General features: G+C 69.0%; 19 protein-coding genes and 1 pseudogene. 6 read left to right on the top strand and 14 right to left on the bottom strand.

Translation table 11 applies throughout. The annotated features are described in order from the left end of the window. Positions 1–149: 149 nt before the first annotated feature. Positions 150–998 carry an NAD-dependent epimerase/dehydratase family protein gene (locus EV138_RS23820; protein ID WP_133981007.1) on the top strand — a complete coding sequence of 283 codons (849 nt, stop codon included), beginning with the start codon at positions 150–152 and terminating at the stop codon, positions 996–998. A gap of 130 nt (positions 999–1,128) precedes the next feature. Here EV138_RS23820 and EV138_RS23815 read toward each other — a convergent pair whose 3' ends face one another. Beyond that, entirely contained in the window at positions 1,129–2,703 is a 1,575-nt protein-coding gene (locus EV138_RS23815; RefSeq protein ID WP_202866808.1) for a trypsin-like peptidase domain-containing protein, read from the bottom strand. 109 nt (positions 2,704–2,812) lie between these two features. Further along, positions 2,813–3,373, bottom strand: coding sequence for a TetR family transcriptional regulator (locus EV138_RS23810; protein WP_133981005.1), 561 nt, complete (start codon positions 3,371–3,373; stop codon positions 2,813–2,815). A gap of 96 nt (positions 3,374–3,469) precedes the next feature. On the opposite strand from EV138_RS23810, the gene EV138_RS23805 reads away from it, so the two are divergent. Continuing rightward, complete coding sequence (locus EV138_RS23805; protein ID WP_133981004.1) at positions 3,470–4,300, top strand: oxidoreductase; 831 nt, start codon at positions 3,470–3,472, stop codon at positions 4,298–4,300. Between the two features lie 13 nt (positions 4,301–4,313). On the opposite strand, the gene pdxR is transcribed toward EV138_RS23805, so the two are convergent. Next, the gene (gene pdxR / locus EV138_RS23800) at positions 4,314–5,726 is read right to left on the bottom strand and encodes a MocR-like pyridoxine biosynthesis transcription factor PdxR (RefSeq protein WP_133981003.1); all 1,413 of its coding nucleotides are present in this window, start codon (positions 5,724–5,726) and stop codon (positions 4,314–4,316) included. 58 nt (positions 5,727–5,784) lie between these two features. Further along, a pseudogene (locus tag EV138_RS23795) lies at positions 5,785–6,237 on the bottom strand (helix-turn-helix transcriptional regulator); the annotation flags it as partial. A 148-nt stretch (positions 6,238–6,385) separates the two neighbouring features. On the opposite strand from EV138_RS23795, the gene EV138_RS23790 reads away from it, so the two are divergent. Further along, entirely contained in the window at positions 6,386–7,540 is a 1,155-nt protein-coding gene (locus tag EV138_RS23790) for an epoxide hydrolase family protein (protein ID WP_133981001.1), read from the top strand. Here EV138_RS23790 and EV138_RS23785 read toward each other — a convergent pair whose 3' ends face one another. The 3 genes from EV138_RS23785 to EV138_RS23775 all read right to left on the bottom strand — a co-directional run bounded on the left by EV138_RS23785 (position 7,541) and on the right by EV138_RS23775 (position 10,205). Beyond that, positions 7,541–7,912 carry a hypothetical protein gene (locus tag EV138_RS23785; protein WP_133981000.1) on the bottom strand — a complete coding sequence of 124 codons (372 nt, stop codon included), beginning with the start codon at positions 7,910–7,912 and terminating at the stop codon, positions 7,541–7,543. It abuts the gene before it with no gap. Positions 7,913–8,292: 380 nt separating this feature from the next. Next, positions 8,293–9,201, bottom strand: a complete 909-nt coding sequence (locus EV138_RS23780; RefSeq protein ID WP_202866807.1) for a ribonuclease Z — start codon at positions 9,199–9,201, stop codon at positions 8,293–8,295. A gap of 17 nt (positions 9,202–9,218) precedes the next feature. After that, the gene (locus tag EV138_RS23775) at positions 9,219–10,205 is read right to left on the bottom strand and encodes a threonine/serine dehydratase (protein WP_133980998.1); all 987 of its coding nucleotides are present in this window, start codon (positions 10,203–10,205) and stop codon (positions 9,219–9,221) included. A gap of 45 nt (positions 10,206–10,250) precedes the next feature. Here EV138_RS23775 and EV138_RS23770 point away from each other — a divergent pair, with 45 nt between their 5' ends. Continuing rightward, entirely contained in the window at positions 10,251–11,252 is a 1,002-nt protein-coding gene (locus EV138_RS23770; RefSeq protein WP_133980997.1) for a GDSL-type esterase/lipase family protein, read from the top strand. Here EV138_RS23770 and EV138_RS23765 read toward each other — a convergent pair. Both EV138_RS23765 and EV138_RS23760 read right to left on the bottom strand, forming a co-directional pair. Then, positions 11,236–14,280, bottom strand: coding sequence for a glycine--tRNA ligase (locus EV138_RS23765; protein WP_238158445.1), 3,045 nt, complete (start codon positions 14,278–14,280; stop codon positions 11,236–11,238). The two genes, EV138_RS23770 and EV138_RS23765, sit on opposite strands and share 17 nt — an antisense overlap. A 117-nt stretch (positions 14,281–14,397) precedes the next feature. Next, on the bottom strand, positions 14,398–14,754 hold the full coding sequence (locus EV138_RS23760) for a winged helix-turn-helix transcriptional regulator (RefSeq protein ID WP_133980996.1): 357 nt from the start codon (positions 14,752–14,754) through the stop codon (positions 14,398–14,400). Between the two features lie 282 nt (positions 14,755–15,036). On the opposite strand from EV138_RS23760, the gene EV138_RS37700 reads away from it, so the two are divergent. Together EV138_RS37700 and EV138_RS23750 are read left to right on the top strand one after the other, a co-directional pair. Then, positions 15,037–15,333: a zinc-binding dehydrogenase gene (locus EV138_RS37700; RefSeq protein WP_369410832.1), complete on the top strand. Its 297-nt coding sequence runs from the start codon at positions 15,037–15,039 to the stop codon at positions 15,331–15,333. A 170-nt stretch (positions 15,334–15,503) separates the two neighbouring features. Further along, on the top strand, positions 15,504–16,133 hold the full coding sequence (locus EV138_RS23750; protein WP_133980995.1) for a superoxide dismutase: 630 nt from the start codon (positions 15,504–15,506) through the stop codon (positions 16,131–16,133). Positions 16,134–16,207: 74 nt separating this feature from the next. Here the strand turns inward: EV138_RS23750 and EV138_RS23745 are convergent, their stop codons facing one another. The 5 genes from EV138_RS23745 to EV138_RS23725 all read right to left on the bottom strand — a co-directional run bounded on the left by EV138_RS23745 (position 16,208) and on the right by EV138_RS23725 (position 20,130). Further along, positions 16,208–16,654, bottom strand: coding sequence for a YdeI/OmpD-associated family protein (locus tag EV138_RS23745; RefSeq protein WP_133980994.1), 447 nt, complete (start codon positions 16,652–16,654; stop codon positions 16,208–16,210). After that, positions 16,651–17,460: an alpha/beta fold hydrolase gene (locus EV138_RS23740; protein WP_133980993.1), complete on the bottom strand. Its 810-nt coding sequence runs from the start codon at positions 17,458–17,460 to the stop codon at positions 16,651–16,653. Before EV138_RS23740 ends, EV138_RS23745 begins: the two co-directional genes overlap by 4 nt. Continuing rightward, complete coding sequence (locus EV138_RS23735; RefSeq protein ID WP_133980992.1) at positions 17,457–18,233, bottom strand: alpha/beta fold hydrolase; 777 nt, start codon at positions 18,231–18,233, stop codon at positions 17,457–17,459. The genes EV138_RS23740 and EV138_RS23735 overlap by 4 nt, the downstream gene beginning before the upstream one ends. Before the next feature lie 175 nt (positions 18,234–18,408). Beyond that, on the bottom strand, positions 18,409–19,665 hold the full coding sequence (locus EV138_RS23730; protein WP_133980991.1) for an RNA polymerase sigma factor: 1,257 nt from the start codon (positions 19,663–19,665) through the stop codon (positions 18,409–18,411). A gap of 87 nt (positions 19,666–19,752) precedes the next feature. Then, positions 19,753–20,130, bottom strand: a complete 378-nt coding sequence (locus EV138_RS23725) for a YciI family protein (protein WP_133980990.1) — start codon at positions 20,128–20,130, stop codon at positions 19,753–19,755. Positions 20,131–20,457 lie beyond the last annotated feature (327 nt).

Raw genomic sequence — 20,457 nt, 5'->3', positions numbered from 1 at the left:
GGGCGGAGTGAACAGGCGTTTACCTCGGTCTAGAGTAAACGCCCGTTCACCGCGCACTGGGCCGGGCTCACCGACTGGACGAACTGGCCCGGCGGATTCGCCGCGAAATGGACCAGTTGAGCGGGCCGGAGCCGACCTAGCGTGGGTCCATGCGAATCTTTCTGGCCGGTGCGACCGGAGCGATCGGGCGGCCCCTGGTGCCATTGCTGGTCGAGAGCGGACATCAGGTGATCGGATTGACGCGGCGCCCGGACGATGCCGAGGCGCTGCGGCGACAGGGTGCCGAGGCGGTCGTCGCGGACGTGTACGACGCCGGGGCGCTGACCCGGGCGATGACCGAAGCCCGGCCGTCGGTGGTGATGCACCAGTTGACCGATCTCGGCCGCCGCGATCTGCAGGCCAACGCCGACATCCGCCGACGCGGTACGAGGAACCTGGTCGACGCCGCACTCGCCGCCGGTGCGACCCGGATCATCGCGCAGAGCATCTCGTGGGCTTACGAGCCAGGCGAGAAGCCTGCTGATGAAGAGACGCCGCTCGATCTCGACTCGACCGGTTCGCGGCTGGTGAGCGTCCGCGGCGTCGCGCAGTTGGAGGCGGCCGTGACCGAACTGCCGGAGTGGGTCGTACTGCGGTACGGCATGCTCTACGGGCCCGGGACCTGGTATGCCAAGGGCGCCTTGATGGACGACCTGGTACGCAGCGGCGATCTGGTGCCGAGCCGCGATATCAGCAGCTTCCTCCACGTCGAGGACGCCGCGGCGGCCGCAGTACAAGCTCTCGACTGGCCGACCGGTCCGGTCAACATCGTCGACGACGAACCGGCCGCCGCAACGGAGTGGGTCCCCGCTTTCGCCGCGTCGATCGGTGCTCCGGTGACGGAGGTCGACCCGGCCGACCGTCAAAGCTGGGCCCGCGGCGCCGACAACCGTTACGCCCGCCACGACCTCGGCTGGTCCCCGCGCTATCCGTCCTGGCGAACGGGTTTCGGCAACTGACCCCACCCGACAAAGGCCGGGCTCGATGCTCCCGAGGGGGTAGGAGCAATCGAGCCCGGTCGGCCGGTCCGCGCGCGGAGGGGGTGCGCTCCGGACCGGGGCTCTGAAGTTGTGGGAACGGGTTCGGTGGTCAGCGGACCGGGCCGGGCATCAGGGTGATGGTGGCGGTGTGGGATTCGCCGGACTGGTCCTGCCAGGTCACGGGGACCTTGTCGCCCGCGTGGTGCGGGTTGAGGAGCGTGGAGAGTGCGTCGGGCGAATCGACCGTCTTGCCGTCGAAGGAGGTGATCACGTCGCCGGCGTTCAGCCCCGCCTTGGCCGCGGCGCCGTCGGCGACCACGTCGTTGACGATCGCGCCGGAGACACCCTGGTTCGCCAGCACCGAGATGCCGAGCATCGCCGAGTCGCCGATGTGCACGTCCGCCGAACTCTTGCCCGACTCGATCTGCTCGGCGATGTCGAGCGCCTGGTTGATCGGGATCGCATAGCCCTGCGTGGTGGTCTGCTGCCCCTGCCCGTTGCCCTGCCCACTGCCCTGCCCTTGCCCGTTTCCGAAGCCCTGGCCGTTGCCATCGTTTCCGAAGCCCTGGCCGTCGCCTTCGTTCCCGAAGCCCTGGCCGTTGCCCTCGCCGCTGCCGAAGCCGCCCGAGCCGAACCCGGGACCGTCACCTGAGCCACTGCCGTTACCGGAGCCGTCGCCGTACGCCGTCTGGCCGGGGCCGCCGCTGCCGCCGTTGCCACTGCCGCCCGCGGTGTCGACGCCGATCACCTCGCCCTTGGAGTTCGCCAGCGGACCGCCCGAGTCGCCGGCCTGGATGTTCGCGTCGGTCTGGATCAGGCCGGTCAGGTTCTCCGGGTCGGAGCCGGACTCGTCGGTCGCGGTGATCGCCTGGTTCAGCCCGGTGACCTTGCCGGCCGCGTAGCTCGGCGTACCGCCGACTCCGCCCGCGTTGCCGATCCCGACCACCTGATCACCCAGCGCCACCTTGGACGAGTCGCCGGTCTTGGCGACCTCGAGCCCGGAGGCGCCCTTCAGCTTGAGCACGGCGATGTCGTGTGCGTCGTCGTACCCGACCACGGCGGCCTCGTACGTCTTGCCGTTCCCGATATCGGTCACGGTGATCTTGGTGGCGCCCTCGATCACGTGGTGATTGGTGAGGATCTCCCCGTCGGACGTCAGCACGATCCCGGTGCCGGCGGCGCGAGCACCCTCGTACCCGAGCACCGTGTTCACATCTACCAGCCCTGGTGACACCTTCGCCGCCACGGCGGAGGCATCCATCGACGAGGAGAGACTGGAGGTGATGCCGTCCGTGTGCTGATCGATGCCCCAGGCAACCGATCCGATCACGGTCGCGGTGGCGAGGCTGAGCACCCCGATCAGCGCCGGCAACCGCTTGCGCCGCTTGGGCGCCGGCGGCATCGGGTGATACCCCCACGGCTGCCCGTATCCCTGCTGATACTGAGGATTCCCCGGCCCCTGCGGCCCGTACCCAAACGGCGCCTGCCCGTACTGCGGCCCGTAGTACCCCTGCTGCCCGTACTGCGGCTGCCCGTACTGCGGACCGTTCTGCGGCCCACTCGGCGGCTTCCGGTACTGCGGCTGCCCCGGCTGCGGACCGTCCTGCGGCTGCCCGTGCTGCGGTCCGTAGTACTGCGGCTGCTGCCCGTCAGCCGGTTGCTGCTGTTCCTCGTTGCCGTTCATCCCGTTGCCTCCTCAGCCCATCCCGTCTGCAACCGAGTAGACCTCGGCAAACTGAGAACTCCATCGGGCCAACCGAGGAATCAGCTGAGAATCCGGTGTGTCCCGGCTCTCACCGATCGAGCAGCTTCGCCACCGCCGCCACCACCGCACGCCGTCGGCGCACGCGCGAAACCGGCGCCGCGGCGGAGAATTCAGGATTCATCGACGACCAGCTGGTGGCGATCGACTGCACCAGCGACAGCAGTTCCACCGGCTTGAAGTCCGAACGGACCCGCCCCGCCCGCCGAGCCTTCTCCAATTCGGCCAGCCGGCTCGCGTTCACCGCCACTACCGCTTCCAGTCGCGTGCTCTCCGGCCGCTCCAACCGGTACCAGACCGCCAGCCGCAGGTGGTGCGGGTGCTCCTCGAAGTAGTCGAACACGCGCCCGGCGTACGCCGGCAGGTCGTCCGCGTCGAAGCCGACCTGGTCCAGATACGCCTCGACGTACGCCGTGAAGACCGCGTCGAAGAGCTGATCCTTGTTGCCGTAGTACGCGTACAGCATCGCCTTGTTGCACCCGGCGACCTCGGCGATCCGGTTCACCCGGGCCCCGGCGATGCCGAGCGCGGCGAACTCGTCGGTGGCGGCTTCGAGGATCCGGCTTCTGGTCCGATCGGCATTGCGCTGCATACCCCGAGTCTACCCAACCAACCAGTCGGTTGATTTCTGGCGGTGCAGGGTGTTTCCTGGAGATAACCAACCAGTCGGTTACATAGGTAGGAGATCATGACCAGGACCTGGCTCGTCACCGGAAGCTCCCGCGGCCTCGGCCGCGAACTCACCCAGGCCGTGCTGGCCGCCGGGGATCGGGTGGTCGCCACCGCCCGCAAACCCGAGCAGCTCGACGACCTGGTCCACAAGTACGGCGACGCGATCCGCGCGGTGGCACTCGACGTCACCGACGCGGCGGCCGCGCGCGCCGCCGTACAGACTGCACTCGACGAGTTCGGCGGGCTCGACGTCGTGGCCAACAACGCCGGCTACGCGAACAGTGCGCCGATCGAAGACACCGACGAGGCCGACTTCCGGGCTCAGGTGGAGACCAATTTGTTCGGCGTCGTGAACGTGACCAAGGCGGCGCTGCCGGTCTTCCGGACTCAGCGCGGCGGACACTTCCTGCAGTTCTCGTCGATCGGCGGCCGCGTCGGCGGGACGCCGGGGATGGGCGCCTACCAGACCGCCAAGTTCGCCGTCGAGGGCTTCTCCGAGGTGCTCGCGAACGAGGTCCGGCCGTTCGGGGTGAAAGTGACAATCATCGAGCCGGGAGCGTTCCGCACCGATTGGGGTGGCTCGTCCATGGCGCTCGCCGAAGTCCGCGAGGACTACGACTCCACGGTCGGCGAACTGCACCGCTACCGGGTCGCTGCGGACGGCAAGCAGCCAGGCGATCCGGCCAAGGCGGCCCAGGCCGTTCTCGAGATCGTCGGGCTCGACAATCCTCCCCTGCGTCTACTGCTGGGCAAGGACGCGCTCGAGCATGCCGACCGCGCTTCGCGATCCCGCGCCGCCGAAGCCGCCGAGTGGGCGCAGCTGACCACCTCGACCGACTACGAGTGAGCAGGTCCGCGAACTACGACCGCAGCGAGTCGATGGCGTCGGCGAGCAGGTCGATGCCCTCGACAACTTCCCCCTCGGTCAGGCTGCCGTAGCCGAAGACCAGCCCTTCGGGTCCGGCCTGCTCCATCCAGTACGGCGCCAGGCCGTAGACGCCGAGGCCGCGCTCCAAGGCCGCCTTCGCCACAGCGGCTTCGGTGAGGTCGGGCGGCAGCCAGGTCATCACGTGCAGCCCGGCGGACACACCGATCGGCACCAGATCGGGCACCCGCTCGGCGAGCCGGCCGACCAGCGTGTCCCGCAGCCGGCGGTACCGCGGCCGCATCCGGCGCAGGTGCCGGTCGAACTCGCCCCGCGCGACGAAGTCGGCGAAGGTCAACTGGTCGAACACCGGCGAGCCGCGATCGTCGGCCACCTTGGCCACCGACATCGGCTCGACCAGGCGGTCGGGCAGGATCAGCCACCCGAGCCGAAGCCCGGGCGCGAGGGTCTTGCTCGCCGTACCGGCATAGACGATCGACTCCGGCGCCAGGCCCTGCATCGCGCCGATCGGCTCCCGGTCGTACCGGTACTCCGCGTCGTAGTCGTCCTCGATGACCAAGGCGTCGTGCTTGGTGGCCCAGGCGATCAAGGCCGCCCGCGTCTGCGCCGACGCCACCGCCCCGGTCGGGAACTGGTGGGCCGCTGTCACCAGTACGACGTCCGCACCCGACCGCTCAAGGGCTTCCACGTCGAGGCCGGTCTCCGACACCGGTACGCCGACCGTCTCCAGGCCGGCCTGCGTCGCAACGTCGCGCAACTCGTTGTCGGACGGGTCCTCGACCGCCAGCCGTCGATAGCCGGCGGCCACCAGGACCTGCAGCAGCAGGCGCGAGCCTTGCGCGAAGCCATTGCAGATCAGCATGTTCTCCGGACGTGCCGACGTACCGCGGACCCGGTTCAGGTAGTCGGCCAAGGCCTCGCGCAGCTCAGCGGTACCGCGGCCGTCCAGGTAGGCCAGTCTCCGGTGCGGGGTCTCGTTGAGCACCTTGCGCATCGACCGCAACCACGCGGCGCGCGGGAACTGCGAGACGTCCGGCTTGCTGTACTTGAAGTCGATCCTGGGTGCTCCGCCGCTTTCCACGGCGATCGTCGGCTGCGTCTGGATCCTCGCAGCGCCCGGCGCCACCTGGGTGTATCCACCGGTCTTGCTGACCAGATACCCCTCGGCGACCAGTTGCTGATAGGCCTCGACCACCACACCGCGCGACAGCCCGAGATCGGCGGCGAGCGCGCGGGTCGCGGGCAGCACCGCGTCCGCCCGGAGCAGCCCCTGCCGGATCCGGTCCCGGATGCCGCCTTCCAGCTGCTGATGCAACGGCACCGACGAGTCCCGCCGCAGCTCGACCAGCAGCTCACCGGCGGCGAAATTGGTCCTGACCCGGCTCATGCAACCGCACCTTATCCAAGGACCGGCGATGTCGGGCAGACTTCGGGACCGCCTACGGCTAGGGGATGGCTCGGGCGAGCCGGGTGGTGAGGGTCTGGACGTGGGCGATCAGCTCGGGGGGCGACTGGATCACGAAGTCGACGCCCAGCAGGCCGACGTACAGGAGGAGTTCGTCCAGGGAGTTCGAGCCGGCCGAGAGGACACAGGTGGAGGAATCGACCATTTCGACGACGCCGACTGTGCTCGGGATCCGGTCGGCGATCTGCTCGGCCGGAGCCTGCAGCAGGAATCGGGCTCGGTAGCGATACCCGCCATTGGCGACGCCTCGCATGGTCCGGTCGACTTCCGGGACCTCGCGCGGCTGGAACCGTGGACCGGTGGGGATCCGCGGTTCCATCCGGTCCAGCCGGAAGGTTCGCCAGTCCTCCCGCTCCACGTCCCAGGCCACGAGATACCAACGTCGCCCGGTGTGCACCAGGCGGTGCGGCTCCGTCGTACGGACTGTCGCGGTCGCCGGCCAAGTCGGCGCCGCTCCAGTCCCGCGGGGACTGCAGCAGGGAGAGGAGTCTGAGCAGCCTTGCGGAAGTCTCCAGCATGAAATCTAGTCTCGCAGAAAGCTAGGACAGAAGGTGTCCTAACCGGGTGACAGAGTCGATGACATGACGACGAACGAGCTCAAGCCCTTCAGCATCGACATTCCGCAGAGCACGCTGGACGACCTCAAGGGGCGGCTGACGCAGACGCGGCTGCCTGCTCCGTTGCCCGGTGACGACTGGGACTCCGGTGTTCCGGTTTCCTGGTTGAGCGGCCTGGTGGACTACTGGCGCGACGAGTACGACTGGCGCGCTATCGAGAAGCAACTGAACGACTATCCGCAGTACACGACCGTGATCGACGGACAGCAGATCCACTTCCTGCACGTGCGGTCGGCCGAGGCGGACGCGCTGCCGCTGCTGCTCACCCACGGCTGGCCCGGATCCATCGCCGAATTCCTGGACGTGATCGGCCCGCTGACCGATCCGGTCGCGTACGGCGGCGACGCGGCGGACGCGTTCCACTTGGTGATCCCGTCACTGCCCGGGTTCGGCTTCTCCGGCCCGGTACAGGAGTCCGGCTGGTCGACGAACCGGGTCGCCCGGACCTGGGCTGAGCTGATGAATCGACTCGGTTACCAGCGGTACGGCGTACAGGGTGGTGACATCGGCGCTGCCGTCTCACCCGAGGTCGGGAGAGCCGATCGCGAGCGGGTCGTCGGCGTGCACGTGAACGGCAGCCCTGGACTGCCGCCGATGAACCTGCCGGCCGAGGAGCGCGCGACCCTGACCGACCTCGAGCAGGACCGGCTGGCCCGGATCGACGCGTTCATGCGGGAGGAGTTCGGCTACATCGCGATCCAGTCGACCCGGCCGCAGACACTCGGCTACGCACTGGTCGACTCGCCGGTCGGGCAACTCGCCTGGATCATGGACAAGTTCCGCGAGTGGACGCATCCGCGGACAACGTTGCCGGACGCAATCATCGACCGGGACCGGCTGCTGACGAACGTGATGATCTACTGGCTGACCGGTACGGCGGGCTCGGCGGCGTACGTCGGGTATGCGCAGCAGCAACCGTGGGGCGCCACCAAGGAGAACTCGGGCGTGCCGACCGGGGTACTCGTCTTCGCCCACGACGTCGGCATCCGCCGGTACGCCGAGCGGGAGAACACCATCACTCGCTGGACGGACGTCGACCGGGGCGGTCACTTCGCCGCGCTGGAGGAGCCGGAACTGCTGACCGCGGACATCCGGGAGTTCTTCCGGTCGTTGCGCTGATCAGTCGAGCGGGACGCCGAGGGTGCGCAGGATGCTCGTGCCCTCGGCAAGGTGGTGGCCGGCGCGGCGGTGGTCGCCGACCTCCAGGCAGGCCCGGCCGAGCGCGAGGCGGGCCTGCCCTTCCAGGAGTCGGTCGCCGAGCCGGAGCGCGGCCGTCAGCGCGACCTTCTGGGTCACCAGCACCTCCTGCCAGCGGCCGGTCTCGACCAGCCGCGGCTCCATCGACCAGGCCAGTTGCCAGGCGTCGGTCAGCATCCCGTCCTCGAACGCGTGCTGCACCGCGGCCACCTCGAGAGCGACCCGGGTCGACTCGTCCAGCGAGGCCGGAAACTCATTGCCGTCGGCAAACGATGCCGGAAACGTCAGTGACACAGGGAAATCCTACGACTACTTTCCATCACTGAGATCACAGTTGTATGACCGGTCAGCAAAACCCCCGCCTACGGCGGGGGAAGTCGGAAGGAAAAGCGCTGGGCGCAGAGCGCTGAAGCGCGGCGAGAGCGCGGGAGCGCGCAGAGCGCGGGAGCGCGCAGAGCGCGCAGAGCGCGGGAGCGCGCAGAGCGCGCAGAGCGCGGGAGCGCGCAGAGCGCGGGAGCGCGCAGAGCGCGCAGAGCGCGGGAGCGCGCAGAGCGCGGGAGCGCGCAGAGCGCGGGAGCGCGCAGAGCGCGGGAGCGCGCAGAGCGCGGGAGCGCGCAGAGCGCGCAGAGCGCGGGAGCGCGCAGAGCGCGGGAGCAGAGCGCGGGAGGGTGGTGTCAGCGGCGGGAGGGGAAGGGGACTCGGGTGAGGTCGGCGGCGACGACTATTTCGCCGGTGAATTCGGTGGCGGCTTCCTCGTGGAAGCGTTCTGGTTCGGTGTAGCGCTGGGAGAAGTGGGTGAGGACGAGTTTGCGCACCCCGCACTCCTGCGCCACTCGCGCCGCCTGGCGAGCGGTGAGGTGGCCGAAACTGGTGGCCAGCTCACGTTCGGACGACAGATAGGTCGACTCGATCACGAGGAGGTCGGCACCATCGGCGAGGCGGAAGACTCCCTCGCACAACCGGGTGTCCATCACGAAGGCGAATCGTTGCCCAGGGCGCGGTTCGCTCACCTGCTCCACCGTCACCGTGCGCCCGTCGACCTCGATCGAGCCCGCCCGCTGGAGCCGTCCGACCGCGGGTCCTGCGACTCCGTACCGAGCGAGTTGGTCCGGCAGCATCCGCCGCCCGTCCGGTTCGACCAACTGGTAGCCGAACGACTCGATCGGGTGTTCCAGCCGCCGCACCCAGAGCTGCCCGAACGAGCCGACCGACAGCAGGCCTTCCTCGTCGATCGGCTCCTCCCGCAGTTCCGCCCGCTCGAAGAACGACGCGGCGTACCGGAGTCTGGTGAAGTACTCCTGGCCGGAAGCCGGATAGTGCGCGTGCACCGGATGCTCCACGCCGTCGAGCGACAGACGCTGCACGATGCCCGGTACGCCGAGGCAGTGGTCGCCGTGGAAGTGCGTGACGCAGAGCCGGGTGATCGCGCCGGCCGGCACACCGGCGTACAGCATCTGCCGTTGTGTCCCCTCGCCCGGATCAAAGAGAAAACCCTCGGAATCCCAGCGCAGGAAGTAGCCGTTCTGGCTGCGTTCTCGCGACGGCACCTGACTGCCGGTGCCCAGCACAACCAGTTCGCGCACGGCCACACAGTACTTCGTCAGCTCAGCGCGGCCACCAGGGTTTTCGCCGAGATGTTGCCGCCGCAGGACACCACGGCCACTCGTTGCCCCTCGATTTCCGTACGCCGTGCGCGCGCCGCCGCGAACGCCAAGGCGGCCGAGCCTTCGATCAACTGGTGCTCGGTGTCGATCACCATCCGCAGCGCGTCCTTGATCTCCTCCTCTTCGACGAGCACCCACTCGTCCACCAAGGACCGGCACAGCTCGAACGTGATGCTGCCGGGCTCGACACTGCCCGCGGTACCGTCCGAAAGGGTCGGCTTGCCGTCCACCTCGACGATCCGGCCCGCCTGCACCGAGGCAGCCATCGCGGCATCCCCGACCGGCGACGCGCCGTACACCTTGAGGTCCGGCCGATGCCGCTTGAGCACCGCGGCGACTCCGCTGACCAGGCCGCCACCGCCGACCGCGACGAAGACGGCATCGAGCCGCCGGCCATCGAGTTGCGCCAGCATCTCCACCGCCGCCGTCCCCTGCCCCGCGATGATGTCCGGGTCGTTGTACGGCGAGATGTAGGTCCACCCCTTGTCCAGAGCCTCCGCGCGAGCCATCGTCTCGTTGGCGCCGGAGTCGGTGCCGACGCTGCGAACCTCGATCCCGAACCGCTTGATCGCGGCGACCTTGCTGGCGGACGCGTTCTCCGGGACGTAGACGATGCCGCGGCCGCCGAGCGCCGCCAGCGCGTTGCTCACCCCGAGCCCGTGATTGCCCGTCGAGGCGGTCACCACGCCGGCCTCGCGCTGCTCGTCGGAGAGCGACAGGACCTTGGCCATCGCGCCGCGGGCCTTGAAGGAGCCGGTCCGCTGCTGGTGCTCGCACTTGACCAGGACCTCGGCGCCGAGTTCCTCGCTGAACGCCCCGAACCCGACGAACGGCGTGACCGGCAGATGCTCGCGCAGCCGCGGTGCCACGGCTTCCGATCGATCCGCCACGGCCTCCGGCGTGATGAGCTCGTCCACGGTCATAGGTATAGCTTGTCCCATCAACAGCATCTGTTTCGGAGGCGGCGGATGGGAACTGAGCCACTGTGGACCGGCTACCGGTTTCGTGAGGTCGACGCCGACGGCTGGACAACCTTCTGGCGGCTCGATCCGCGCGAGCAGCCGTTCGAGCTGACCGACTGGACGGGCAATGCCGAGCGGCCGGGGCACCGGCTCTGGGCCCGGGCCGCGACTCCCGCCGGAGTGCGCGCCCGTTGGCAGACCTCGGCGACGTCGGTGACCCTGGAGATCCGGGGCGCAGGGGGTCTGGACGCGATCGTCGCACCGGTCGACTTCCTCATCGGCGGAGTGCTGCACCAGCGGTGCGAAGTACAGGCCGGTGAGCAGCGGATCCGGGTCGAGCTACCGCCGGGACCGGTCGAGTTGGAGATCTGGCTGCCACAGGCGGGGGCGGTCGCAGTACGGGAAGTGGCTTTCGACGGCGACGCGGTGCCGCAGCCGCCGGCCGGGCCGCGCTGGATCACCTATGGGAGTTCCATCAGCCAGTGCACAGGCGCCTACGGGCCGTCCGAGACCTGGCCGGCGTTGGTCGCTCGCCAGCACCAGTGGGACTTGGTCATGCTCGGCTTCGCGGGTGAGTGCCACCTCGACCCGATCGCGGCGCGGACCATCCGGGACACCCCGGCGCGGCTGATCTCGTTGTGCCTCGGCATCAACATCTACGGCGGTGAAACCTACAGCGGGCGGACGCTTCCGGGCCAGGTCGAGGCGTTCCTGTCGACCGTGCGCGAGGGGCACCCGCACACCCCGATCGTGGTGATCACGCCACTGCCCGCCCCGAACCTGGAGGGCAAGCCGAACGGCCTCGGCCTCACCCTCGACGACATCCGCGCCTGCGTCGAACTCGGCGCCCGCACCCGCCAGGACCCGGACCTCCAACTGATCGACGGACGCACCGTCCTCAGCACCGAAGAGGCACAGGCCCTGTACGCCGACGACGTCCACCCCGGCCCCGAGGGCTACCGCCTGATCGCCGAACGCCTGGCTCCCCTCCTCACTCTGCCTCTGTAGAACCCTCGGCCTCTGTCGCTGGAGAACCCTCGGCGGGCTTGACGTCTGCCTGGGTGAGGCTGGTGCCGAGGGCTTGCCAGTCGAGGACGGGGGCGGCCAGGTCGCGGATGGTGGCCAGCAGGCCGAGGCGGGCGGCCCGGACCTCCCGGTCCTCGGCCATCACCAGGATCTCCTCGAAGAAGTTGGTGATCGGCTCGACCAGGACCTCGGTCGCCGCCACGAACTCGCCCAGCGCGACCGGCGCGGTACCGACCTTCTGGACCGTCTCGTGGAGCACGAGCTCAGCCGGTTCGGTCAGCTTCGAGGAGTCGTAGACCGCATTGGTCTCGGCCGGGACGATCCGCCGGACCCGCTGCAGTACTGCGACGAGCTGCGCGAACCCCGGTGACGCCACCTGCCGCTTGAGCTCGGCGAGCGTCTCGTCGGCCGTCGCCGGCGCTTCGGCGAGCGGCAGCACAGCGGCGACCTGGTGATGGTCGTCGCCACGATCGAGCACCTGCTGCTCATACCGCCGTACGGTGAAGTCGGCCACGTCCGCAAGGGATTCGGCCGGTACTTCGATGCCTTGGGCACCGATTTGCTCGGCGGCCGCGGCGAGTCCGACCGGCAGGGTGATCGCACGCAGCTCGGGGTGCTCGCGCAGGATCGCGACGACCCCGGCGGCCGCCCGGCGCAACGCGAACGGGTCCGAGCTACCGGTCGGCTTCGCACCGATCGCGAACAACCCGGCGAGCAGGTCGAAGCGATCCGCCAGCGCGAGCAGGGCACCCGGCGTCGTCGATGGCACCGGGTCGCCGGCCGAGCGCGGCAATTCCATGTCGAACAGGGCTTGCGCGACCGCCTCCGTCTCACCGGCCCGGCGCGCGTACTCGCGAGCCATCGTGCCGGCCAGGCTGGTCAGCTCGACGACCATCTGCGAGCCGAGGTCGAACTTGGCCAGCTCGGCCGCGCGCTGCAGCGTCGTCAGGTCTTCGCCTTCGAGGCCGACGCTGCGGCCCAGGGATTCGGCGATCCGCGCGATCCGGCCGGCCCGCTGCGCCATCGAGCCGAGCCGCTCCTCGAACGCGAGCTTGTCCAGGCCTTCCTTCATCGCCTCCGGCGTGGACTGCAAGTCGGCGCGCCAGAAGAACGCGGCGTCCTCGTAGCGGGCCCGCAGTACGCCTTCGTTGCCGCCCTGGACGGTCTTCTCGTCGACCGAACCGTTGGCGACGGCAACGAAATGCGGCAGCAGCTTGCCGTCCGCGTCACGCACCGGCAGGTAGCGCTGGTGCTTGCGCATCACCGTGGTGAGGATCTCGCCCGGCAGGTCCAGGTAGTCGGGTGAGAAGTTGCCCAGGATCGCGGTCGGCTCCTCGACCAGGTTGACGACCTGGTCGATCAGCGCGGACTCCGCCTCGACGTCGACCGAGCCACCGACGGTCGCGGCCAACCGGTTGCTGTCGGCAATGATCCGCTCGCGCCGCTTGGCCGGGTCGGCCTCGATACCGTGGATCCGGAGCAGGTCGAGGTACCCCTCGGCGGCGGCGATCTCGACCGTCGGCTGGGCCGCGGTCCGGAGCACCCGGGTGGTCCGGCCGGCAGCCAGGGTGGACACCGAGACCGGGATGACCTGGTCACCGAGCACCGCCACCAGCCAGCGGATCGGCCGGGTGAAGGACAACTTCGCGTCGTTCCAGCGCATGTTCTTGTCGGAGCGCAGGCCGCTGACGATCTCGGCCAGGACGCCGCTGAGCACTTCGGCGGCACCGCGTCCCGGGTCGGGCTTGGTCACCGCGACGTACTCGACGCCGTCGACCTCCAGGTCGTGCAGCTCGCTGACGTCAACGCCCTGGCCCCGGGCGAAGCCGGCGGCCGCCTTCGTAACGTTGCCCTCGGCATCGAATGCCGCGGCCTTCTTCGGACCGCGGTTGACCCGCTCGGCGTCCGGCTCACTGGCCTGGACCGCGGCAACGAAGGCGATCACGCGGCGCGGGGTGGCGTAGGTGGTGACCTCGCCATGACCGAGCCGGGTCGCGGCCAGCTTCTCGGTCAGCGCCGCCTTGACCGCCTCGGCCGTCTTGGTCACCTCCGACGGAGGCATCTCCTCGGTGCCGATCTCGAACAGCAACTGCCGGGTGCCGGTCATCGCCGGGAACTCGGTCGGCACCGGTACGGCGGCCGGCAACTCGGCGATCCCGAGCGGGTGCTCAAGTTCGGTCCGGCGTTCCGCCCACAGCTGGGCGACTTCGCGGGCGAGGCCGCGCATCCGGCCGAAGGCCTTCGCGCGCTCCGTAGTACTGACCGCGCCGCGGGAGTCCAGGACGTTGAAGGTGTGCGAGCACCGCAGTACGAGAATGTGTGCCGGGACCGGGAGGCGGGCGTCGAGCATCCGGCGGGCCTCGTTCGCATACTCCTCGAAGAGGCGCTTCTGGCTTTCCACATCGGCGTCGTCGAGGTAGTAGCGGCTCATCTCGTACTCCGCCTGGCCGAACGCCTCGCCGTACGAGATGCCCGGCGCGTAGGCGATGTCCTTGAAGTGCGAGACGCCCTGCAGCGCCATCATGATCCGCTCGATGCCGTAGGTGATCTCCACCGACACCGGCTCCAGCGTCATCCCGCCGGCCTGCTGGAAGTAGGTGAACTGGGTGATCTCCAGGCCGTCCAGCCAGACCTCCCAGCCGAGTCCCCACGAACCGGTCGCCGGGTTCGCCCAGTTGTCCTCGACGAAGCGGATGTCGTGCGCCTCGATGTCGATGCCGAGCACCTCGAGGCTGGCCAGGAACAGCTCCTGCGGGTTGCCCGGGTCCGGCTTGAGCACCACCTGGAACTGGGTGTGCGTCTGCAGCCGGTTCGGGTTCTCGCCGTACCGGGCGTCGTCGGGGCGCACACTCGGCTCGACGTACGCGACCCGCCACGGCTCGGGACCGAGCACCCGCAGGATCGTCGCCGGGTTCAGCGTGCCGGCGCCGACCTCCGTGTTGAACGGCTGCACCACCATGCAGCCCCGGTCGGTCCAGTACTTCGTCAGCGCGAGCAGCGCGTCCTGCATGGTGAGCACCACAACAACCTCAGGTTCGGGATCAGGGATCGGCGGCCTCGGCGACTCTCCGAGACCGCTCAGTCTATTCGGCCGCGGAGGGTGCTTGCGCCCGCATTGATTGAGCGGTCAGGCGATTTCGTGGAGGTGGTCCTCGACCCAGGTGCGGAGGGCGGCCAGCGGGGTGGAGACGCTGCGGCCGAGGTCGGTCAGGGAGTACTCGACGTGGAGGGGGACCGCGGGGTAGATCTCGCGGTGCAGGAAGCCGCTGTCCTCCAGGCGGCGGAGGGTGCTGGTGAGGACCTTGGGGCTGATGCCCTGGAGACGGCGCTGGAGTTCGCCGAAGCGCACCGGGCCGTCTTCGAGGGCGCCGATCGCGAGGGCCGCCCACTTGTTGGCGAGCAGGTGGAGGACGTCGCGACAAGGGCACTGCGCGGCGTACACGTCGTGCTTGTCGTGGACACCGGTCGAGCAGGTGGCGGTCACCGAAGAGCTCCTCTGCGGTAGTACTTCCCGATGGATAGTAGCAGTCCGTGCGGGAAACTACGGCTCCGAAGATAGCTTCCAGCCAACCCGTTGCGAAGGACGTGTCCGGGGTGGTCGAGGAGGTCGGGTTCGGCGTCCACACGTTGGCAGTGGGTGACGAGGTGTACGGATGCCCTGGTTCCCGCGCGCGGCTTCCGCGTACGCCGAGTTTGTGACCGCTCCCGCCAGGCAGTTCGCGCGGAAGCCCGCGAACCTGAGCCACGCCGAGGCAGCCGCGATCCGCTGACTCAGTCGCTGAAGGTGCTCAAACCGGGCGGCCTGCTGGTCGCAGTACCGTCCGGGACCTCTCCCGAGCTGCTCGCGGAGGCCGAGAAGGCCGGCGTACGAGCCGAGCCGTTCCTGGTGGAGCCGGACGGGCATGCGCTCGGAGAAATCGCGGCCCTGGTCGAGGCCGGCGAGGTGCGCGTCGAGGTCGAAGAGGTCTTTGCGTTGACCGAGGCCGCCGAGGCGCAGCGCCGGATGGCCGGGGGTCGGACCCAGGGGAAGCTCGTCCTCGGAGTATGTGAAGCTGGGAGGTGACCGGAGTCGCCGTGTGAAGTAGGCGGCGCCGGGCACTGGTCAGGGCATCCCGCGTGGGCTGTTTGCCGCGTGGCGACTTGACCTCAACCGTGGTTGAAGTTTCAAGCTGGTGTCGCTGACCCAGGACACCGGCAGATATCGGCCCAACGGGCCCTGACGAAGGAGCAGAGTTGACCACGTCGTACACGCTTCCCGACCTCGGCTACGACTACGGCGCGCTGGCGCCGCACATCGCCGGCGAGATCATGGAGCTGCACCACTCGAAGCACCACGCGACCTACGTGAAGGGTCTCAACGACACCCTCGAGAAGCTGGCGGCGGCTCGCGAAGGGGGCGACTTCGGCTCGATCGTCGGGCTGGAGAAGACGCTCGCCTTCAACCTGGGCGGCCACGTCAACCACTCGATCTTCTGGAAGAACCTGTCCCCGGACGGTGGCGACAAGCCGGACGGCGAGCTGGCGGCCGCGCTGGACGAGTCGTTCGGCTCGTTCGACGCGTTCCAGGCGCACTTCACCGCGGCGGCGACCACGATCCAGGGCTCCGGCTGGGCGATCCTGGGCTGGGACGCGCTGCAGGGCCAGCTGCTAATCCACCAGCTGTACGACCAGCAGGGGAACCTGCCCGCCGGGCAGATCCCGATCGTGATGCTGGACATGTGGGAGCACGCCTTCTACCTGCAGTACAAGAACGTGAAGCCGGACTACGTCAAGGCCTGGTGGAACGTCGTGAACTGGGCGGACGCGCAGGCGCGCTTCGACGCCGCCCGCAGCAACGCAGGCGGCCTCATCACCGTCGGCTGATCACCTGACGACCTCTTGCGTCCGGAGAACTGGTGACCCCACCGTTTCTTCGGACGCAAAGCGGTCGCCGCTGATCAACGCTGGCCCCGGCCGCTCGCCAGCCGTTCGACGGCTTTGACGATCCGGTTCTGCCGCGTCTCCGGCTTCTTCGCCTCCTCGATCCCGAGCACGAACCAGCTCCGCTGGCTGTAGGACAACCCGTCGAAGAACTTCCGCGCCGCCGGTTCACCATCCAGCGCCTTGGCGAAGTCAGCCGGTACGGCGACCTCCCGCGGCGCCGTGTCCAGCTCGAGCTCGACGTCGATCTCGTCGCCGCCTTCGATCCCGGCCGCCGCGCGCCGCTCGGCGCTCACCCCGATCATGAACTTGCCGCCCATCACCGCGACCGTACTGCGGTAGCTGTACCCGTTGACAGTGACCTTCACGGCCGGCTTCTTGCCGCTCCCGAGTGCCGCGATCACCTCGGGCGGCACCTCGATCCCGGTCTTCGTCGTACCGGCCAGCACGGTTCTGAACCTCATCGCGCACCTCCTCCGAAGAATTCGCGTAGCACCGGCGCGATCGCCGTCGCCTTGATGATGTGCGTCTGCCCGGGAACCTCCCGATGAGCCGCTCCTGGTACCGCGTCTGCCGTCGCCTTCACCCCAGCACGCATCCACTCGGGGCTCTTCCCGCCGCCGACGACCAGGACCGGCATCGCCACTCCGGCCCATTGAGAAGCGTCCAGCGGCTGACCGAACGCGTTCTCGCCGACGACCTGCGCGTCGTACGGCAAGGTGTGCGCGACCGCCTTCAACTTCTTCCACGTGGGCATCAGCTTCATCATCGTGACGACGATCGCGGGCAGCCCGATGCCCTTGGTCATGAAGTACTTGATCGTGTCGCCGGGACGCCCCGCGTCGGACAGTGCCCGCATGTCGGCTGCCCACGTCCGCGGTACCCGCGTACGGCTGTCGTCGACCACGAACGGCGCCTCGAACGCGACCAGTTTGCTGATCGGCAGGCCCAGCGCAGCAGCCCGGAGTGCGAGCGCCGCGCCAGAGGAGGAGCCGTAGACGTACGCCGTACCGCCGGCCGCCTCGATCACCGCGGCCAGGTCCTCGACCTCCCGCTCGACGTCGTAGACCTCGGCATCACCGCTGTCGCCCCGCCCGCGACGGTCATAGGTGTAGACCGTGTACTGCGACGCGAGCTCCTTCGCGACATCGGGCATCGGCCCTTGCGCCCGGCTGCACAACGCGCCGTCGACGAGCACCACCGCGGGTCCTTCGCCGATCCGGTCGTACGCGATCGGCGTGCCGTCCGCGGAGGTCACCGTGCTCGTCATGCGAAGAACTCCTTGAGAGCGGGCGCCAGGACGCCGGCGTCGACGTTGTGCTGTTGACCAGGGAGGATCCGGTGGCTGCCGTCGCTGAGCGCCTGGACCACGACCTCGTTTCCTGCCTTCATCCAGTCGTCCGAGGCGCCGCCGGTGAGCACCTGGGTCGGTACGGCGATAGCCGCGAGCGCCTCGACCGGGACGGAGTAGTCGCCCATGATCGTCGCGTCGTACGCGAGGGTGTGCGCGATGGCCTCCTGAGCCGGCCACCATGGCGACTCCTTCGCCATCGCGACGAACTCGGCCGGCAGTCCGACCACCTCGGCCATGAAGTACTCCGCTGCCTTGTCGCGCCGGCCCGCTGCCACGAACTCGCGGTAGATGTCGGCGGTGTTCGCCGGCGGCCGCTCGCGGGTGCCTTCCACGATGTACGGCGGCTCCCACAGCGCCAGCCGGTTCACGGGTCGGCCGGCGGCGGTCGCCAATGCGGCGAGAGCGGCCCCGGACGAGGTTCCGTACAGGTGGGCCGAGCCACCCGCGACCGCGAAGATCGCGTCCAGGTCCTCGAACTCGCGCTCGATCTCGTAGACCTCGCCGTCACCGCTGTCGCCCCGGCCGCGCCGGTCGTAGTTGTAGACGGTGTACTTCTCCGCCAGCAACGAGGCGAGCGGGGCGTTCGACATCCGGTCGACGGATCCGCCGCAGACCAGGACGACAGCCGGGCCCGCGCCCAGCTTGTCGTAGGCGATCGCGGTGCCGTCCGCAGAAATGACCTTCTCCATCATGAGCTCCTCTGAACCACTCGAGCCCGGTGCCGCTCACCTGGCCTCATCACTGCGTCGAACTCCCCGACAGCCTTTCGACAAAACCGCCGAAGCAATTTCTGCCGTGTGATCAGTCTGGTCCGGGCGGCCGGGTTTTCGAGGCTGCGGCTCGGTTCAGCAGGCCGCGGTCGGTTCAGCAGGCCGCGGCTCGGTTCAGGAGGAAGGCTCGTTCCCGCTCGTTGCGGGTCAGCCCGGCCGCCCGCTCGAACTCGGCCCGGGCCTCGTCCAGCCGGCCGAGCTTGAACAACAGATCGCCCCGGACACTCGGCAGCAGGTGATAGTCCTTCAACGTCGGCTCGTCGAGCAGCGCGTCCACGGCGACGAGGCCGCGCTCGGGCCCGAACGCCATCGAGATCGCCACCGCCCGGTTCAGCTCCACCACCGGCGACGGGGTGACCTCGGCGAGTACGGCGTACAGGCCGGCGATGCGCGCCCAGTCGGTGTCCTCGGCCTCGGCCGCGCGAGCATGGCAGGCGGCGATGGCAGCCTGCAGCAAGTACGGGCCAGGTGGTTCCTCGGTCGACCAGGCGCGATCGATGCTCTCCAGGCCGCGGCGGATCAGCAGGCGGTCCCAACGACGGCGGTCCTGGTCGAGCAGCAGCACCGGCTCGCCGGACGGGCCGACGCGGGCATTGGCCCGGGACGCCTGCAGTTCCATCAGCGCGACCAGGCCGTGCACCTCGGATTCGTTCGGCATCAGCTCGGCCAGCAACCGGCCCAGCCGCATCGCCTCGTTGCAGAGCGTCGGGCGCATCCAGTCGTCACCGGCGGTCGCGGAGTACCCCTCGTTGTAGATCAGGTAGATGACCTCGAGCACCGACGACAGCCGGTTGACCAGCTCATCACCGGTCGGTACCTCGAACTGTGCCTCCGCCTTGGCCAGGTTGCGCTTCGCGCGCACGATCCGCTGCGCGATCGTCGACTCGGGCGCCAGGAACGCCCGCGCGATCTCGTCGGTCTTCAGCCCGCCGAGCAACCGCAGCGTCAGCGAGACCCGGGCGTCGGTGGTCAGCACCGGGTGGCAGGCGGTGAACAGCAGCCGGAGCAGATCGTCCTCGATGGTGTCCTCGAGAATCGCCTCGACGTCGTCCTCGACGCTCTCCCCGTCGATCTCGAGCTGATGCCCCATCTCGACGAGCTTGCGCTGGTACGTCTCCTTGCGCCGGATCAGGTCGATCGCCCGCCGCTTGGCGATCGCCATCAGCCAGGCGCCGGGATTGTTCGGTACGCCGGACTCCGGCCACTGCTCCAACGCAGCCACCAACGCGTCCTGCGCCAACTCCTCGGCCAACCCCACATCCCGCACGATCCGCGCGACGCCGGCGATGATCCGCGCCGACTCGATCCGCCAGACCGCGTCAATCGCCCCGTGGGTGTCCGTAACCGTCACCCGACCGATAGAACAGCACCCCCCGGGTCAAGGCAAGCGACCCGGCGCTCCGAGTCGCTGCCTCTCCCTGCCGAGCTCTTGGAGTTCCTACTTCTGGAAGAGGTCCGAGTCCGGGCCGAAGTCCGCCTCCTCGACCACGCGCCGGACCTCCACCTCGGCGTCCAACGCGGCGGCCAACCGGGCAGCCCACTCGATCGCCTCATCCTTGTTCCGCACATCGATGACGATCACGCCACCGATCAGTTCCTTGGTCTCCGCGAACGGCCCATCCGTCACCGTCCGCTTACCCCCGGCCACCTTCACCCGCGCCCCCAGCGAACTCCGATGCACCCCCTCGGCAAACAACAACACCCCGGCCTTCGACAAGTCCTCCACCACCTTGCCGACCCCCTCAGCCACCTCCTGGCTGACCATCCGCCCAGCCTCGGTGTCCGCATCCGCCTTGTTGATGATCATGTAACGCATCGCTGCACTCCTTCATCGAAAGTCGTCGCCCACTTACTCTCACGTCGAACGGGTCAACCCCAGATCGACACACCGACCACCAGCTCCTCCGCCGATCTCCCCCACGACGCCGCCTACGGGCGAAGGTGGCGCCGCCGGCTCAGAATGCCGCCCAATCAGCTTCGGTCGGACGAGGCGAGGACCGACTGAGTTGTCCTCGCCCGATCTGATGCGCAGAGAATCTCGCCGACGCGGACCTCTCGGCGTCCGCTGCGCCGCAGCAGCTCCCATGAATGGTGGCCAGCCCCGAACATTCTGATGAGGCCAAGCATCGCCCGCCTTGCATAA

The sequence above is a fragment of the Kribbella voronezhensis genome, from assembly GCF_004365175.1.
Taxonomy (GTDB): Bacteria; Actinomycetota; Actinomycetes; order Propionibacteriales; family Kribbellaceae; genus Kribbella; species Kribbella voronezhensis.
This window is presented reverse-complemented; position numbering and strand designations above follow the sequence as displayed.